Source organism: Streptococcus fryi (assembly GCF_053206505.1).
This window is the reverse complement of record NZ_JBRUGW010000006.1, coordinates 1-17,759: the sequence shown is the minus strand read 5'-3', so window position 1 is coordinate 17,759 and position 17,759 is coordinate 1. Positions and strand designations below refer to the sequence as shown.

Here is a 17,759-nt window from a genome sequence, read left to right as displayed (position 1 = left end):
CTGACTTGCTAATTTAGATAGCTTTTGTTAGAGTAATAATGACTATAATCTTTGTTGGAGAGGTCTGTCTTAATGTCACTAAAAAATGCTTTTAAATCTTATAGGAAAGAAGGAGTACTAGCTCCCTTATTTAAGTTTTTGGAGGCTTGTTTTGAATTGGTAATGCCTTTAATCATGGCTCATATGGTTGATGATATTATTCCCCAAAGCCGTTTAGATTTAATTTGGCAACCTATAGGTTTATTTGTCATTTTGGCATTGTCTGGTGCCTTTATGGCGATTATTGCTCAGTTTTATGCAGCTAAAGCTGCTGTTGGGATTTCCAGTCTTTTAAGTAGGGAGTTGTTTTCTAAGATACTAGCTTTACCGCAAGTAGAGCGTGACCAATTAAATGGTTCAAGCTTAGTCAATAGATTAACGTCTGATGTGTTACAACTTCAAACAGGTATTAATCTATTTTTAAGATTATTTCTAAGAGCCCCCATTATTATCCTTGGTTCTGTGACAATGGCTTTTATCATTAGCCCAGACTTGACGCTGTTTTTTATTGTCATGTTACTCTTACTTACAATTATCGTATGGGGCTTAAGTTTGTGGTTAAAGCCATTTTATCAAGATATTCGATATTTATTAGATAAACTGGTTGTCAAAACACGTGAGCAAATGAGGGGGATGAGGGTGATAAGAGCCTTCAATCACTCTCAGCAAGAACTTGATGGCTTTGGTAAACTTAATCGTGAGTTATTATCCAAACAGATCATAACAGGTCGTCTAGCTGACCTCATTAGTCCTTTAACTTTTGTGGTTGTTAATATCACTTTAGTGTGTCTTTTATGGCGTGGGCATATCCTAGTTAAAACCCAAATTCTCTCACAAGGTGCTATTGTTGCATTGGTTAATTATCTGACACAACTCCTTGGAGAACTGTTAAAATTAGTTCTTCTTCTACAATCACTGAATGAAGCCAATATCAGCCGCCAACGTATTCAGGAAGTTTTGGACTTACCTAGTGAAGAATCGACTGCATTACTCAAAGTAGCAAGAGATGAGCAATATAGTATTGTGATCAAGGATTTGTCGTTTACCTACCCAACAGGTTCATCTCCAGCTTTATCGACTATCCAATTACAATTAAGAAAAGGAGAACACCTAGGCATTATAGGGGGGACAGGTGCTGGAAAATCAACGTTAATTCATCTGTTATCAGGAAACTATATTGTTGACAAAGGAAGGCTATCCCTTTACCATGACAATAATTCTCCACAAACATTAGAAGAATGGCGACAGTGGACTGGTTTGGTCCCTCAAACGGCTGATTTATTTCAAGGTACTATACGAGATAATCTCCTTTTAGGCTCTACTAAAAACCATACTGAAGAAAGTCTTTGGCATGCACTTGACATAGCTCAGGCATCTGAATTTGTTAGCCATCGTGATGGGCAATTAGAGAGTAATGTCCTAGCATTTGGGCATTCTTTATCAGGGGGACAGCGTCAACGGTTGACTATAGCTAGAGCTATTCTTAAACATTCTCCCTTTTTACTACTAGATGATGCTTTTTCAGCTCTTGATCCGTTGACAGAGCAACGGTTATTAGAGGCACTGACCACTGAATTAGCCAATACAACACTTGTCATTGTATCTCAAAAAACAAAGGTTTTACAACGCTTGGATAAGATTTTGGTACTAGATAAGGGACAGCAAGTTGGTTTTGGTAGTCATAATGAGTTGTTAGCTAGTAATGCCATATATCAAGAAATTTATGCTTCCCAAGAAAGATTAGAAAGTGGGGAATTAAATGGTTAATTATAAGCTCTTGTCTCGTATGATGTCCGATATGTACAGTCATATCTTGAGTTTTATTGCCTTATTGGTGCTCTCAGGTCTACAAGTCTTTTGTGCTGTTTATCTCCCTGTATTAACTGGACAAGCAGTTGATTTACTTCCAATTTCTGATAGTGATACTTTGCTGTTAAGATTATTAGTACAAATGGTATGTGTGGCTTTGATCAATGCAATGCTTTTAATGGCTGTATCATTTTTAGCTAACCAAATAGTTTTTAAATACATTCACCATTTACGTCAGCGCTTGATGCAAACCATTCACCTGATATCAATGTCATCTTTAGAGCAACTATCTATTGGTGATTTGGTTAGTCGAGTAACAGCTGATACGGAACAACTGAGTAAAGGACTTCTTTTGGGGATTAAGCAGTTTCTAACTGGTGTCTTAACCATTGCTTTTACTCTATATAGTATGGGGCGTTTAAATAGCACTATGCTTTTAGTGATGCTTGTCTTAACCCCAATATCACTATTTTTAGCTAGAATAATTGCCAAGCGCTCCTATGTTTTTTACCAAAAACAAGTAGAGGCACGTGGTCAACAAACCCAATTAATTGAAGAAGCTGTCAGACAGACAAGTCTTATTCAAAGTTTTAATGCAGCTGAAACATTTAATCAACGGATGACACAACTCAATAATGTTTATGCTGATTCTTCGCTAAAAGCTATTTTTTATGCTTCGATTGTCAATCCTGGCACACGCCTGGTCAACGCTTTGATTTATGCCATTCTAACAGGTTTAGGGATTTATAACATTATTTCAGGACATTTAACAGTCGGACAACTTGTAACCTTTCTAAATTATGTCACTCAATACACCAAACCATTTAATGAGATATCATCTGTTTGGTCAGAATTACAGAGTAGCTTTGCATGTGCGGAACGTCTTTATGACGTATTGGATATGACCAAAGAAGTAGATAGGTCAGAACAATTAGCCGCAAATACCAAAGGGAAGTTGTCTTTTAAAGATGTTTCCTTTAGCTATGATAAAGAAAAGCTAGTTCTCTCTGATGTGACATTAGATATTCCATATGGTTCTAGCGTTGCTATTGTAGGGGCAACAGGAGCTGGAAAATCAACCTTAATACACCTTTTAATGCGTTTCTATGATGTTGATTCTGGTGCGATATTGATAAATGGTCAGGATATCAATCAGTACAGTCGTCAGAGTATTCGTCAACTTTTTGGTATGGTCTTGCAAGATACATGGTTAAAGGAAGCAACAATTGTTGATAACATTGCCTATGGTAATCCCTCAGCCAATAGAGAGGATGTCATTTCTGCTGCTAAAGCGACAGGAGCAGATTTTTTCATTAGACAGTTACCTAACGGATATGATACGATACTGACTGAAAACGCCATCAATCTCTCTGAAGGTCAGAGACAGTTATTGAGTATTACTAGGGTTTATTTGACTAATCCTAACTATTTGATTTTAGATGAGGCGACATCTTCGCTGGATACTCGGACAGACTTGCTTATCCAAAATGCCTTAAAAAAACTAATGACTGGTCGCACAAGTATTGTTATTGCTCATCGCTTATCAACTATTGTCTCGTCTGATATGATTGTAGTAATGGCTAATGGTACTGTCGAAGAAATAGGAACCCATCATGATTTAATGCTAGCAAAAGGAACTTACTATCACATGCAAACAACTCAAGAAAAATGAAAATATGATTATTAAAGGCAGATCAGTAGAGTGTAGACATTTGTATACAAAGAGTTACGTTGTTTCTTGAAATTATGGTATAATGAAACTTATGATACGAGGAAAGGAGATATAATGCTACAGGATAGACGTCATCAGGGGTTAATAGGTTATATGATTGGCTCTGGTATTTTTATTATCATTGGCATAGGGTTTCTCCTTTATTATTTAATGAACTTCGGAGCAAACCAACTATATTCACAGAATAACATTTTAAATCAAGGTTCTCAGCATGGTAATGTTGCTGTTCAAGTCATCTATATTTATCCCAAATCGGTTTCATTAAAAGAACGAGGAACAGAATTATATTTGATAGGATATGCAGACAAAAAGAACACTATTGGTTATATTGGTTTAGAAGCCAAAAAAAATGATAGTATTATCAAACACCTTTATGAAGATAATGATAGTCTGATTGATGCACCTTATCGTTTAGAAGCAGAGGTTCTGCAAATAACTGATTATTTTAAAGGAAAAGATTATTCTAAAAAAGCTAGTCAAATAATTAAGTTAGATAGCACCTTAGGTGAAGAAATGGATAAGGTTCGTTTCGTTTCTCTTTCTCTAGCAAAGAAAAATCGAAATCGCTTTTACCTCGTGACTGTTCTATTTTGGGGAATTGGTCTCGTATTGGCTGGGACTGCTTATTTGAAGCGTTTAAAAAATAGTAGAGCTTTAGATGATTTATTTGATATCTATCCTGAGTTAGATGAGAGTTTGGAACAGACTATTTCCTATGCTCATTTTAGCCTTGATAATGCTGATATTCTAGTCTATAACAACCATTTATTAACGTATGGTAGAGATATCCGTTTGATTGATTTAGATACCGTTACTCACTTCAATCAAGTACATAAAAAAGTCAAGATAAAAGGTCGTGTGTCATACATAGACATGCCGATATTGCGTGTTCAATTTGATCAAGACAAACCTCAGCATATTCGTCTGAAAAATATTGTCCCACTTGATTTGACAGATCTCGTTATTTACTTAAATCGCTATTTCTCACACATTCAAACAGATGAAGTATTAAGCCCAGAAACTGATGAGATAAATAATGATTTGGAAGCTATTGCAGTATCTGATAGCGTTCAAGATGATGAAGAACAAGAAGGTGAGGAAACAGTTCCTGCCATTGACTTAGAGGAACTTGAATAGATTAGTCAGGATATAAAAAGTAAATCTGAAAAAGGATTTGCTTTTTTATTTAGGCCATAATATTTTAATGATAAATGCTTGATAAAATGAAGTAAATAACATAAAACACCGTCTTTATAAACATAATAAAATATATGTTAAATGATTGTGTGCTTTAGCTTGTTAAAAGTGACAAATAAGTAAGTACAGAATAGATAAATACTGGTAATAATAGAAAGTGTTACAAAACGTTTGTAGAATGAGCATAGAATCAATATGAACCCGTCATAATAGTCTAAATGCAGCTTGTACTAAAATTGCCTACTTGGTCTGTAAAAAATTCTTTCATTATACAAAAAACTCCTTTCAATTTTCATAGCATAATGAAAGGAGCCTTGTTATCTTAGTGATGTAAACTAGCTATTCTATTTTAATTCTTTGTTCTTAAAGAGACTATAGCTAAATAAAAGGTAAATGATTGAAAAAAGGATACTCATACCAATTGTTAATGTGCGAATACCACCGATATTTTGTAATGATAAGAACAAGAAATAGTCGTTAGGAATTGAGAAATGAATGATGTTTAATAAAATCAGTTGACAGATATTATCAAATAACAAACTCAATAAGATATAAGTTAAGTAGGCCTGTGTTGTTTTCTTAAAGAAGATAAATAAGGTGATTCCAAGGAGTGAGATACAGGTTATGAGTGGAACTTGATGGATAAAGACATTAACCACTAAAGAAATATCCATCTTACCTCCTAATAGAATTCGACAAAGAGAGGCACTAATGTAGGCTAAAGCGACATAGGCATGATTAAAAATAATTGTGCTGATAACCTTATAGATGAATAACGGGTAACGTTCTTGTCTTTTGATGACAATGTTATTAATGGTACGATAAGTGAAATCCTCACCCAAAAAGATATTTGTTGGAACAATAAAAAATAAGGGCATAATTTGAGCTAATAGCTGCATAATAGAGGCAGTGCTCTTGATTGACTTATCGTCACTGAATAAGAAGGCTGATAGCAAGGAGAGCAAGATTAGAATGACAAGAGATGTCACTAGCTTTTTCTCTCTATGAATCTTGAATAAATCTGCTTTTAAATAATGAATCATCTTATTCTCCTTTCTTAATCAATGTGAGGTAATAATGCTCAAAAGATTGTTTTTGGTGATAAATTTCCTTGAGACCGATGTTGTTGTCAATCACTAACTGGGATATCCAAACGGTATCACAATCAGGTGTTAGAAGGATATAGCATTTCTGGATAGTAAAATCTTCTTTGTGAGAACGTAGTAGTTTAGTTGTTGCTTCTTGATCAGTTGTTTTGAGATAGACATTGCCAGACAACTCTTGAGTGAGTTCTTCTTTTGACAATTGTTTGATAATTTTTCCCTTGTGCATGATGATGTAGCGATCAACGACAAGTTCTAATTCAGATAGGATATGGCTTGAAATCAAAATAGTCATCTGATAATGTTCTCGTAGATTTAAAATGATATTTCTCATTTCCTTGATGCCTACAGGGTCTAAACCATTAATGGGCTCATCAAGAATCAAAAATTCAGGCTTATCAAGGATGGCAATGGCGATTGCCAGACGTTGTCGCATCCCTAGTGAGAAATCTTTAGCTTTCTTTTGTTTGTCGAGGTTAGTCAAACCGACAACAGAAAGGATTTCCTCAAGTTTAGCTTCTGAATAGGCTAAATTCAGTTGTAGGGAGAGATACTTGAGATTATCAATAGCTGATAAGTTTAACTGTAGAGCAGGGGACTCGATTAAGGCACCTATACGAATGATGTGATCTGATTTCATTTCTCCTGATGTTGGCTTAATAAGTCCAGATAAGATACGAAGCAATGTTGTCTTTCCGGCTCCATTCTCACCTACTAAGCCACAAATCTCACCTTTATGGATGGTGAACGAAACGTCATCTACAGCAGTCTGTGTTTGGTAACGTTTGGTAATCTTATCAATTGTTAGAAGTGATGTCATAGTCATTTCCTCATATCATTATTTCTTCTTTTATGATAAACTATTTATGACAAAAAGTAAAAAACGTTACATAAATGTAATTAGGAGTTTTCTATGGAAAGTTATGGAAAAGTTTTTAAAATCCTTCGAGAAGCTAAGAAGATGTCTCTCAAAGAAGTGGCAGGAGACTTTGTGACACCAGCTCAACTATCCCGTTTTGAAAATGGTAAGAGCAATCTATCTGTGGATATTTTCTTCAACTGCTTGAAGCGTATGGACGTTTTACAAGGTGAATTTTCGACTTTTTATAACCTTTACTATGAAAACGAGGATGTTAGATTATCTCCAAATCTTATTAAAGCAATTGAAAATAGAAATACTAGCTATTTTAGAAAACTTATTCAAGAATATGAAAAGCGATTTGAATTAGAGAAACGTCAATCTGACCGAGTTTTGATTTCTGTTTTCCATGTTATGCTGAATAGATGCGACGCTAATCTAGTTATACCTGAGATTGAGAAGCAGGTTATTGCTGACTATTTGATGTCAATTGATGAGTGGTGTTTTTATGAGATATGGATCTTAGGATATTGTGCGAGGGCTTTAAGTACTAAGACGTTGGAGATACTCTGTTCAGAGTTGATAGGTAAAACTCAATTTTATCATGGAATCGTCGAAAATCGCAGACGTGTTTACCGGGTGGCTTTAAATATTGTGGGTCATCTTTTAGATAGAGGTGAAGAAAGAATAGCGGCTAAGATTATACGTTCTATAGATGCTTTAGATATTTTAGAAAACGATTTATCTGAGAGATTACAGTTAAAGTTTTTTAAAGCACATTTGCAATATCTTCAAGGCAATCCTAGAGGTCTAGAGGTCATGAAAGAATGCCAAAAAATGGCTGATTTTCTGGATTGCTATTATTTTTCTAAGCAAATTTCTGACACTATTTCTCAACTTACAGATATGTAACGATTTTCGAATTCTCCAAAATTTTCTGTAAGATAATACTTGTAAAGCTTACAACATTAAACTAAAAGGTTTAACAGAAAGGAAATGACAGATGAAGAATTTGAAAAAGGTGTTACTATTGAGTATTGTCCTTGTGCTTGGAGGTATCTTTGTTTTCAATCAGTTGGAGGGTGAACCAAACAAATCAAAGCCTAACAATGACTTAGTCTTATTTGGCTCCGTTGACTATTCAGAAGGTGATGAAGACTTAGATGACACTGATAAAGACACTGACGATGAAGGAGATGATGAGGGTGACTGGTTAAGTCGTTTGATTGAAACCAACAAAACACCATTCTCAAAAACAGTTGTTAAAGAGTAAAAAATAATCATATACTGAGTTGTAACGCACATTAGCTAACAATGTGCGTTATTTCTATAGTTAAACTTATTGATTAGCTAAAAATCATTTTTAGTTATTTATCTCGAAAAAGTCCAGTTTGTACTTAAATAAAGGCTATTTTGAGAATCTTTCTCTAAAAATTTTTTTAGTTATGAGAGAATAAAAGTGTTGTCATCACTCACAACTTTCCGAAAAACTATAATTTTCTTGAAAAATATTTATTGATCTGTTATACTACTTTAAAAATAACCCGAAAAATTTTTTAGCATTTTAATGTACTTAATTCCTTTGAGAACAGGATTTGGGACACTATTATATCATGTACTTTTGACTTTGCATCAGTTTATTTTTTCGCAAGTAATAAACCTAATTGATAATCAACTAGGTTTGTCTAATATATCAGAAATTGCTTTTCAATTATTGCTGATTCGATTATTTTTCGAACTGTACAAAATGTTCTTTTTTCCGCCTCAACCCTTTGCAGAACAAGCAAGAGGCTTTTTCACGTTTAACATGCATAATTCTGTTACATACTGCCATAATATACCTATGCTCTGGATTCTTTTGGCATATCCACCAAGCCTTTTCAGGTCGTCCCTGTTCCTAGGGAAAATGGTGTCCTCATCCTCAATCAGGGCGACTTCCTTTTGAGCAATTTCGGTCTTTTCCACGATATTGATGTCGTGTTTTTCCTGGTGGGTGCTTTCCTTGATAGCAAAGGCGTTATTGCTTCTATCACCACCATGATTCTTAGTGAAGAGGTGATTTAAACTACTCCTTCATCAATGCCCAACATCAGAGTAAGCGATATAGTATCTAGTGGCTTGGCCATCTTCCTCAGTAACTGTAAAGCTATACCAGTTATCCTCTTCCTCAATAAAGTATTTATCCCAATCAATCATACCTGCATCTTGGTAAAAGATAATGGGGCCATTTTTATCCTTATCAGCATAGACAGGTGTTGATTCATAGAGTTCCAGTGTACCCCCATGACTAGCATCCCAGTAGCCTTTGCCTGGTTCTTTGGCCTTGGTTTCAGAAGCAGGATTATCCTTGTCAATAGGATCAAACGAACGCTCCTCATTGCTTTTTAAAGGCTCTTCACTAACTACCGTAGAGGTGGCATTTTCGGATTTAGAAATATTTTCTGTACTAGCTGAATCATTTTGGCTAGCTACCTTCTCAGTCTTTGTATCCTTTGTCTTTTCTGATTTTTCGTTTTCATATTTATCATTCATAACCTTTTTGGGCGATTTTTCCATTTTAGTAGGTCTAGCAATGTCAATCACTTCCTTGGTAGGATCATCCTTACTCAATAAGAAAACATATGTCGAACCAAGTACTGCCAAAGTAGCAACTACTCCTAGAATAATTTTTGTTACCTTTTTCATAATAAACCTACCTTAGCTTTTGAAATTGTTACCAAATCTAAGTTGAAATCATCATTACTCATATTGAATTCCTCTGTAAATATTATTTTTTTGTTCGAACACCTGTATTTTATAACCCTTAATTCAGAATTTGTTCAGAGAATAGCGATGTCTCATACTTTTTTGACAACAAATCACTTAATTGTTTCTGAACAAATTCTGAATTAAACATTTTAGACTAAAGCCAGTATTAAAGGAGGTTATAAAAATGAAACTACAAATCCAAAACTTATCGAAATCCTATAAGAAACAATCAGTCTTACAAGGAATTTCTTTTGATATTCACAGTGGTAGTATCTGTGGTTTAGTAGGGGTCAATGGGGCTGGTAAATCAACTCTGATGAAAATCATTTATGGTTTAGATAAGGCAGACTCAGGACTAATCTTATATGATGGTAACAATCACATCGCTACCGAAGAAATCGGAGCTTTGATTGAAAAACCTGCTATCTACATGAACCTATCTGCTTTTGATAACTTAAAAACAAGAGCTCTATTATACGGTATCAGCGATGAGCGTATCTATGACGTTTTAGAACTGATTGGTTTATCTCATACAGGAAAGAAAAAAGCTGGTCATTTTTCTTTGGGCATGAAACAAAGACTTGGTTTAGGGATGGCATTATTAACCAGACCAAAATTGTTGATTCTAGATGAACCAACTAACGGCCTTGACCCTGAAGGCATCAACAGCTTACTCCATCTCCTAGTCAAGTTGAAACAAGACGGCATGACAATCCTTATCTCGAGCCACCAATTATATGATGTTAGTAAGGTTGCTGATCACATCATCTTACTCCATCAAGGACACATTCGTTATAATCAACCTTATCATCCAAATGATAATCTCGAAAACATCTTTTTCACAATTGTACACGGAGGAAAACCAAATGATGAGCATTTTACAAGCTGAACACCTGAAAAGAAAAGGGGGCGGAACCTGGAAATTAGTCACTGTACTCCCTCTGCTATCTAATCTCATAGCTTTTCTCCTGGTCGGACCTGAGCTACTCGAAAGTTTTGCCATCTATTGGTGGGAGGCCTTATTCCTCAATTTATTGATCGCTTTACTTGTCCTCAAAGATAACAAAATGGAAGAACTGGCAGGAGGGCGACAAAATATCAAAGGGCTCTCTATAACCTTCAACATTTATTTAGCTAAGATGATGCTCATCGCTAAGGATTGCTTGATAGCTAGTGGTATTTTCCTATTGTTACTCTATGGTATCGGACAAGCCTATATCGGTTTTATCACTCTAAATCTTATCCGCGATGGTGTGACCTTAATCCTGATGCTTCTGGTTTCTCTTTGGACGCTACCATTTCTTTATCTCCTTAGTCAAAAAATTGGCTACTACATCAGTGTCTTATCACATACGCTCTTTGGACTTTTAATCGCTCCTCTTTTGGCTAGAACCAGTGTCTGGTTTGCCCTACCATACACCTATACCTATAAGATTAGCGAACATATTATGGGTTTAAAGCCATCTGGTGATGTTGATCTCAACTTATTGACAAATCATCATAGCCTCTCTGCTCTGATAGTCGGATTTACCTTGATTTGGTTAGCAAGTCTACTTTTCATCCTAAAAGAAAGGGGGAACTAAGATGCTAGCTTGTTTGACCAGTGAATTTCTAAAATTCAAGAACTCTCCTGCTTTACAAGCTATTTCACTACTGACTGGAGCGAAATTACTGATTTTGCCTCTCTATTTAGCTGTTTCTAACAGTAGCTACTCCTGGGAAGCCATAATCTTTCTCCCCCTATTGGCAGATTGCTTAGTCGTCAGTCTAGTGACTATTTTCACCTATGAACAAGAAATGGTCGCTAATCACTGTCAACACTTGAAAGTCAGTCCCTCTATCTGGAAACTCTGCTTATCTAAAATACTTATCATTGACATTCTCTTAGCCTGTCCCACCCTCTTAGTCTGGTTGGCCATTGGAGTCTTGTTTAACATGACTACTAAAGCTTTTCTCATTGGTTGTTTCATCTGGTCTTTTGCTATCTGGTTAAATCATTTCCATAGCCTACTGACTCTCGCCATCAGTCGAACCTCAAATCTTATGATTGCCTTTGTAGAATGTCTGATTGTGATTTTTGCTAGTAATCGGGTATTTTTATCATCACCTTGGATACCTATGGTGTTACCCATTAATAACTTACTGGCTATCCATGATGGTGGTGCAAGTCTAGTCATCATGCCACTCTTGTCATACTTAGCATTAAGCCTAATCTGTAATCTATATTTTATCAGTTATCACAAATAACCCTCAATTCATACTATCTCTGTATGCGCAGTATTCGGATTGTAATGCTATAATATCTTGTATACAGAGAGGATTTGCGGTCAAAAACACCCACTAACCTTTACACTCAAAGAGTCCGAGACAAAAACCTCTCTGCTCAAAAACACAGAGATTCAACACAAAAAGCAACGGCATCAAATCCGTTGCCTTTTTGTGTTAGTCAGGGAGATTTTTGTCTCGGACTCTTGTAACTATTTGGAATAGGGCAGAAGTAAAACTACTTCCGTATCAAAAATATGACCTGAGCTCCCCCAGTCGTAGGATTTTCTAGAATGAGTTGGCCTTGATGTCTGACTGCAACACCTTGAGCAAAAGATAAGCCAATGCCATAGTGCTTCCCGCTTCGTCCATTATCTTCTGTAAAAAAGAGATGGTTAGCTTTTTTGAGGGCTTGGTCTGAGAATGGTTTCCCACTATTCCAAATCGTAAAAGCCAAAAATTCTTCACTATCACTGACGGTCATCTTAACATGTTTATCATGAAGAGTGTGTTGAGCTGCATTGAGCAAAATATTAGTTAAGGCACGTTCCAGATTGAGACGATTCCCTAAAACCATCTTTTGTTCAGAGTGATTGATTAGCTCAAAAACCACACCTTCTGTTTGCATCATATCTTGTATCTCTAGCAATAACTCAGTCAAAAAATCAGAAATGACAATTTCTTCTTGATAATCTCTATCCTCTGCTAATAAGCGAGAATAAGTCATCATCGCATTAAAATACTTCTCAAAAACGGCGATACTGTGATTGATGGAGCCTATAAAATTAGCTTGTTGTTCTGTCACATCTGTCATGTCTAGCAACTCCAAATTCCCCTTGATAACAGTCAAGGGAGTCTTCACATCATGAGCCAAAGCTGAGACTTGGAAGGATAAATCTTTCTTCTACAAGCGTTCTGCTTCAATGAGCTTGATGAGTTCATCATCTTTTTGGTAAAGCATCTCGAGCACCTCTGAGAATTCCGAAAGAGTTGCACTTGCTCTTGGTACTTTGACATCTGGATTGCCAATATTAAGTGAGATAGCCTGAATCAGTCTAAAATGATAGGCAAAATCTCGAGCCAAACGTGAAATGACCCAAACCAGCAACACCATTTCTCCCCCAAAAAATAGCAGGTAGGATACGGTATTAAAAGATACCTGACGTAGAGGAGGATACACAAATTCTGATACCAGTGGCTCTCTAACAACCAAAGCTAAGTCGGTATTACGACTAATTGAATAAATAATGTTATTGCGTTCAAGAGGTTCTGATAATTCAAAAGACCGCTGGTAATATTTAAGTTCCTCTGGTTGATAACTACCAGATAAAACTTGCTCAGACTCTACATCAAAAACCACATAGTCAAAAGATAATCCCGCCATTTGATGCGTAATAGTTTGGATGGTGGCTTGTTCTCTCAGGATAAAATCTGTATCACCACCTGCCGTATTAACTTGACGGGTAACAGCTAAAAGATAACCTAAAATGACCACCGTAATAGCTAGAAGACTCGTTCCTAAAAGAACTTCTCCAACCACTTTAATCAGCCTGCTTCGGACAGAATACGTCTTAGCCATTCCATTGATACCCCATTCCTCTTACAGTTTTGATAGGATTAACTCCAAAAAGGGTAAATTTATGCCTAATCTGATAAACATACTCAGAAATTGAGCGAAACAAGGCATCGGTTTCCTCATGATAGACATGTTCATAAATTTCTTCACGACTAAACACCTTATTTGGACTTCGAGACAAAAGCTCTAATATATCATATTCTCGGCTAGTCAACGCAACTACCTTACCTTTAACACAGACACTTTTTTCTTCTAAATAAAAGGTAAAAGGCCAGCGTTCACGAATAAGCACCTCTTGTTCATCTCTCCGTTTAGCACGTTCCTCCCTCTTTAAATGAGCACTAACTTTAGCAGTCAACTGTTTTAGACTGAAAGGCTTTGTAATATAATCATCTCCACCTAAATTTAGCCCTGAAATAATGTCGTCCTCACTATCTCTAGCACTCACAAAAATAATAGGAACAGTTACCTTATTTCTGATTTGACGACATAGTTGTAAGCCATCAATATTAGGCATCATAACATCCAGTATAATTAAATCAAACGCCAAGAAATCCCTAGAATCCACTGGGAGGGAAACACTCTGCCAAGTAGTGACAGTATAGTTTTTCATTTCTAAAGCTGTCTTCATAAGCTTAAGAATCTCAAAATCATCATCAACCACTAAAATTTTATACATGTTCTTCCCTCCCAACATCTTCTTATCTTTATTGTACACTATTTTGGGATAAAATTGCTAATATTTAGAGAGCGGAAAGGTGCTCCAGTATCATCTGTATCTATCCACGAATTTTGATATAATATTTTAATTGCCTCATCTGGTTGGTCTTTTAAATTATACTTTTCAATAATCAAACTTAGCGCCGCTGAAACCTTAGGAGCTGATATTGAGGTTCCGTAAGCATAGGTATACTTTTTCATAAAAGACCTCCTAAAAAGATCTACATTTCACCTAAACATTACACAAAGTATTTCAGAATTTGTTCAGAATACAAGAGGTTTATTCCATTTCCCAATTTGTAAAATTAAGCTAGACAGAAAAAGCCATCTATGTTAGACTCAGATAAACTACCACATTTGTCTGAAAGGAACTAACATAAATGACCTATACCCATGAACCACAAATGAACTCGTCATGATAGAGGCTTACTACCAAGAAGGTAAAAAAGTGACAGATATTATGAAGGCTCTTGGAAGATCAAAACAGACGATCTACAATGTTATCAACTTTCTCAAAGACGGACATTCCGCCTACGACTATTATGAACACTATAAAGCCAATAAGAAACGCTGTGGGCGGAAGGTAAATAAGTCTTTCGCAAGCTGAAAAAGACTTTATTAAAACCCATTTAGAGCAAAGCTGGAGCCTTGATGTCATTAAAGGAACTTATCCAGATAGGATTTTTTGTTCTATGAGAACTCTCTATCGATTAGCAGACCGTGGTGTTTTCAAGAAAGAAGACCTCCCTTGGAAAGGCAAACGAAAACCAAATGGTCATAGCGAAAAACGAGGAAAACAAGCCTTTCGCAGAGATTTACGTGAAAGAGCTAAACTCTATCCTCATTTTCAGACAGAGTTTGGACACCTAGAAGGAGATACTATTGTTGGCGAGAAACACAAAAGTGCAGTTATTACCTTAGTAGAACGCCTCTCAAAAGCCATCATTACACTGAAAACTAAGGGGCGAAAAGCAAGTGATATTGAGATTGCCATCAATCAATGGCTGTCTCAATTCCCAGAGCATCTCTTTAAGTCGATAACCTTTGATTGTGGGAAAGAATTTTCTAATTGGAAGTCTATTTCGAATGCACATGACATTGATATTTTCTTCGCCGATCCAGGTTGTCCTGGTCAACGAGGTCTCAATGAGCATTCAAATGGCTTATTACGGCAGAATGGACTTCCGAAACAGATGGACTTTACTGGTATTTCTCAGCAGTTTTTATCAGCTATAGCTGATAAAAGGAATAGAATTCCTAGAAAATCCTTGAATTATCAAACACCATACCAAGTTTTTCTGAGTCACTTGAAAAAGTCTATCTTAATTTGACAATTTAGGTTTATAAATATCTCCATAGTATTCAAGAAATTTCTCATTTAGTACTAGTTCTGAATTTACAAATCGATAAATAAAATTTAATCGTTGTTTGCCATCGACTACTTCATAACAAGTTGGATCCATAACATTTCTTCCGGGCACTTCTACAAAATATAGTGGAGGAACAACAATTCCCATTGATAGAGATTCAATAAATGCAATTTGCTTACCATCATCCTAAACATAATTTCTTTGATAATTTGGTTCTCTGTCTAATTGATTTTCTTTGATTTTTTTATTATTTCCCGAATGGACCATGTTTGTTTAGAGATCTTTGTTTTATCTAATTCTTGCCTTTTATTTATAAAATCAACCGCTGCTTCATTTTCATCGATTTCAGTATTTTCGGCTAATTGAATGTCATCTTTGATTTCTTCATCGGTTCCTGTATTAAATACCATTTTATCTCCTCATTTTTTTCTATATCGAACGATAAATATCTTTATCTTCAAAAAACTCAAGTATACTTTGCATCCTTATGTGGTTTTCTATGTATTTTTGTGACTCTTCCCATATGGAAAGTGAATTTTTGGTAGCTATTTCTGAAAGTTTAATTAACTTTTTTTCATCCAAGATTGGAATCCTTACTCCCTCAAGATCCTCTGGATAGACTCTGGACCGAGAACTTGAAGATCCGACACCTAACCTTACAATTTGCTCCTTGACAAATGGGCTTCTTAGAATAGGAACAAGAGCATTTTTATTTTTACAAGAAAAATATCCGTTCTTTTCTTTTAGATTTAAAACATAAATTTCTCCAGATGTAACGAATTTCATGTCAGATTCATACTCAATGTCAGGAATTAACGTAATTCTATTTTTTCTTGGATTAATCCTAGAAAAAAGGATATCTCCAGGTTTAAATTCTACTAAACTAGCACTATTTATTTCCTTGCCGAGTAACTTCCGTATATTAGTGACTGCACCAGTGGATTCACTTATATCCGGAATCTCTAAATAGTAATACTGTTTAGATTCATCAATAGGAATTTTTGGTTGATTAATTGAAACAATTTTTCCAAGTGGAACTGTAGTTTCTAAATTCTTAACATCTACTAAATTAAGAAGATGAGATGCGCCAAGTCTTTTAGATGTGATTTTAGAATTAGAAATCCATGCATACTCTCCACCATTAGGAGTAGTCCTAACTTCCTCATATACATCATCATAATCATTTAAAAACTCATTTAAATCATTTTCACCAATTTTCTTATAGGTCTTTTTCCCTGTTTCAAAACCAATTTCTTTTGCAACACCTAGAAATGCATGTGTTGGAATTTTATAGTTGGGATCTGCTGATTTTTTTCTTACGCCTAATATACAGGTTTTTGAGACGGAGCTTCCCATGGGAATAAATGCCCCTTCAGGAAGTGAAATACTACATAATAAATCAGCCTTTTCTAACAACCAATCCCTGAAGTATTGATAAGATTTATTAGTTAATAAACCTTCAGGTAAGACAATATACATATCGCCTCCCTCTTTTAATAGATTTAAAGATTTTTCTACAAATAATATATCAAGTTCTTCCTTCTGTTTCCCTAATCCCATTTCATACTGTGATAAAACATCAGCAAATTCATACTTAATAGTAAAAGGTGGATTAGCTAGAACCAAATCAAAATGATTGTCCGCTAAATTAGTTGATACTAACGTATCTCCTTGATAAATATTATTCCATCCATCACCATGCATAATAAGATTTATTTTTGCCAACACATGTAAATCTTTATCCGCCTCATGCCCCCAAATATTCTTATCTATTAAATCTTTAAACAATTTCTTCTGCTCAACTTCTGAACTTCGAGAGTTAATAATTTTTTGATTAACATGATTAAAAGCCTGAATTAAGAAGCCACCAGAGCCGCATGCAAGATCAATAAATACATCATCCATCTGAGGATCGGCTAGATTAACCATAAAATCAACTATTTCTCGAGGGGTAAAATATTGGTCAAAATCCCCCCTGAGTGTTCCTTTTAAGAATATTTCGTAAACAGCACCTTTTATGTCCTCACCTGTGCCTAAAAATGAAAATGGCGACAAGTCCTCAACAACTTTCAAGAGCGCTTCATCATCTTCAATCAAAAATATTGCTTCATCACCAGGATAAATACTTGGATATTTTTTTAGAGCTTCATTAAATAGATATTTAAAAGCTTCAACAATGGTAATTTTATTTGCTAGGGATAGTTTTTGCAAATATCGGCTCTTTGTCAACTGTAGTGGGTAGATGAAAAGCTAACATCTGGAGAGAATCAGATTGGTTCTCTCCTTTTTGATGTTCAAGGCAATCAAAATCCTTCTTTTAAAGTTGTCAAAGTTTCGGAAT

Annotated in this window: 16 protein-coding genes and 4 pseudogenes; 9 read left to right on the top strand and 11 right to left on the bottom strand. The window is 35.4% G+C overall.

Annotation, left to right across the window (positions count from 1 at the left end):
• The first annotated feature begins 72 nt into the window (after positions 1–72).
• The 3 genes from ACVRZH_RS02805 (at position 73) to ACVRZH_RS02795 (ending at position 4,717) form a co-directional block, all read left to right on the top strand.
• Positions 73–1,806, top strand: a complete 1,734-nt coding sequence (locus tag ACVRZH_RS02805) for an ABC transporter ATP-binding protein (protein WP_447453807.1) — start codon at positions 73–75, stop codon at positions 1,804–1,806.
• Complete coding sequence (locus tag ACVRZH_RS02800) at positions 1,799–3,520, top strand: ABC transporter ATP-binding protein (RefSeq protein WP_447453806.1); 1,722 nt, start codon at positions 1,799–1,801, stop codon at positions 3,518–3,520. Before ACVRZH_RS02805 ends, ACVRZH_RS02800 begins: the two co-directional genes overlap by 8 nt.
• A 114-nt stretch (positions 3,521–3,634) precedes the next feature.
• Positions 3,635–4,717, top strand: coding sequence for a hypothetical protein (locus tag ACVRZH_RS02795; protein ID WP_447453805.1), 1,083 nt, complete (start codon positions 3,635–3,637; stop codon positions 4,715–4,717).
• A gap of 404 nt (positions 4,718–5,121) precedes the next feature.
• Here ACVRZH_RS02795 and ACVRZH_RS02790 read toward each other — a convergent pair whose 3' ends face one another.
• Both ACVRZH_RS02790 and ACVRZH_RS02785 read right to left on the bottom strand, forming a co-directional pair.
• On the bottom strand, positions 5,122–5,820 hold the full coding sequence (locus ACVRZH_RS02790; RefSeq protein ID WP_447453804.1) for an ABC transporter permease: 699 nt from the start codon (positions 5,818–5,820) through the stop codon (positions 5,122–5,124).
• Between the two features lies 1 nt (position 5,821).
• Complete coding sequence (locus ACVRZH_RS02785; RefSeq protein WP_447453803.1) at positions 5,822–6,706, bottom strand: ATP-binding cassette domain-containing protein; 885 nt, start codon at positions 6,704–6,706, stop codon at positions 5,822–5,824.
• Between the two features lie 87 nt (positions 6,707–6,793).
• On the opposite strand from ACVRZH_RS02785, the gene ACVRZH_RS02780 reads away from it, so the two are divergent.
• Together ACVRZH_RS02780 and ACVRZH_RS02775 are read left to right on the top strand one after the other, a co-directional pair.
• Entirely contained in the window at positions 6,794–7,651 is an 858-nt protein-coding gene (locus ACVRZH_RS02780) for an Rgg/GadR/MutR family transcriptional regulator (protein WP_447453802.1), read from the top strand.
• A 91-nt stretch (positions 7,652–7,742) separates the two neighbouring features.
• Positions 7,743–8,012: a hypothetical protein gene (locus ACVRZH_RS02775; protein ID WP_447453801.1), complete on the top strand. Its 270-nt coding sequence runs from the start codon at positions 7,743–7,745 to the stop codon at positions 8,010–8,012.
• A gap of 453 nt (positions 8,013–8,465) precedes the next feature.
• Here the strand turns inward: ACVRZH_RS02775 and ACVRZH_RS02770 are convergent.
• Together ACVRZH_RS02770 and ACVRZH_RS02765 are read right to left on the bottom strand one after the other, a co-directional pair.
• Positions 8,466–8,609 (bottom strand): annotated as a pseudogene (locus ACVRZH_RS02770) (zinc-ribbon domain-containing protein); the annotation flags it as partial.
• A gap of 206 nt (positions 8,610–8,815) precedes the next feature.
• Positions 8,816–9,424: a hypothetical protein gene (locus ACVRZH_RS02765; RefSeq protein WP_447453800.1), complete on the bottom strand. Its 609-nt coding sequence runs from the start codon at positions 9,422–9,424 to the stop codon at positions 8,816–8,818.
• A 247-nt stretch (positions 9,425–9,671) separates the two neighbouring features.
• Here ACVRZH_RS02765 and ACVRZH_RS02760 point away from each other — a divergent pair, with 247 nt between their 5' ends.
• The 3 genes from ACVRZH_RS02760 to ACVRZH_RS02750 are packed head-to-tail and all read left to right on the top strand — an operon-like array spanning position 9,672 to position 11,734.
• Positions 9,672–10,376, top strand: a complete 705-nt coding sequence (locus ACVRZH_RS02760) for an ATP-binding cassette domain-containing protein (protein ID WP_447453799.1) — start codon at positions 9,672–9,674, stop codon at positions 10,374–10,376.
• Positions 10,354–11,070: a lantibiotic immunity ABC transporter MutE/EpiE family permease subunit gene (locus ACVRZH_RS02755; RefSeq protein WP_447453798.1), complete on the top strand. Its 717-nt coding sequence runs from the start codon at positions 10,354–10,356 to the stop codon at positions 11,068–11,070. Before ACVRZH_RS02760 ends, ACVRZH_RS02755 begins: the two co-directional genes overlap by 23 nt.
• Before the next feature lies 1 nt (position 11,071).
• Positions 11,072–11,734 (top strand): ABC-2 family transporter permease, encoded by a 663-nt coding sequence (locus tag ACVRZH_RS02750; RefSeq protein ID WP_447453797.1) that lies wholly within the window; start codon positions 11,072–11,074, stop codon positions 11,732–11,734.
• Positions 11,735–11,990: 256 nt separating this feature from the next.
• Here the strand turns inward: ACVRZH_RS02750 and ACVRZH_RS02745 are convergent, their stop codons facing one another.
• From ACVRZH_RS02745 to ACVRZH_RS02725, 5 genes and pseudogenes are all read right to left on the bottom strand, one after another.
• On the bottom strand, positions 11,991–12,479 hold the full coding sequence (locus ACVRZH_RS02745; protein WP_447453851.1) for an ATP-binding protein: 489 nt from the start codon (positions 12,477–12,479) through the stop codon (positions 11,991–11,993).
• Positions 12,474–12,629, bottom strand: a pseudogene (locus ACVRZH_RS02740) (histidine kinase dimerization/phospho-acceptor domain-containing protein); the annotation flags it as partial. The pseudogene ACVRZH_RS02740 and the gene ACVRZH_RS02745, both read right to left, overlap by 6 nt.
• Positions 12,630–12,656: 27 nt before the next feature.
• Entirely contained in the window at positions 12,657–13,331 is a 675-nt protein-coding gene (locus ACVRZH_RS02735) for a hypothetical protein (protein ID WP_447453796.1), read from the bottom strand.
• Positions 13,324–14,007 (bottom strand): response regulator transcription factor, encoded by a 684-nt coding sequence (locus ACVRZH_RS02730; protein ID WP_447453795.1) that lies wholly within the window; start codon positions 14,005–14,007, stop codon positions 13,324–13,326. Before ACVRZH_RS02730 ends, ACVRZH_RS02735 begins: the two co-directional genes overlap by 8 nt.
• Before the next feature lie 38 nt (positions 14,008–14,045).
• Positions 14,046–14,243: pseudogene (locus tag ACVRZH_RS02725) on the bottom strand (S8 family serine peptidase); the annotation flags it as partial.
• 185 nt (positions 14,244–14,428) lie between these two features.
• On the opposite strand from ACVRZH_RS02725, the pseudogene ACVRZH_RS02720 reads away from it, so the two are divergent.
• Positions 14,429–15,379: pseudogene (locus ACVRZH_RS02720) on the top strand (IS30 family transposase).
• 260 nt (positions 15,380–15,639) lie between these two features.
• On the opposite strand, the gene ACVRZH_RS02715 reads toward ACVRZH_RS02720, so the two are convergent.
• Both ACVRZH_RS02715 and ACVRZH_RS02710 read right to left on the bottom strand, forming a co-directional pair.
• Positions 15,640–15,828, bottom strand: coding sequence for a hypothetical protein (locus tag ACVRZH_RS02715; RefSeq protein ID WP_447453794.1), 189 nt, complete (start codon positions 15,826–15,828; stop codon positions 15,640–15,642).
• Between the two features lie 19 nt (positions 15,829–15,847).
• On the bottom strand, positions 15,848–17,629 hold the full coding sequence (locus ACVRZH_RS02710) for an HsdM family class I SAM-dependent methyltransferase (protein WP_447453793.1): 1,782 nt from the start codon (positions 17,627–17,629) through the stop codon (positions 15,848–15,850).
• Positions 17,630–17,759: the final 130 nt, after the last annotated feature.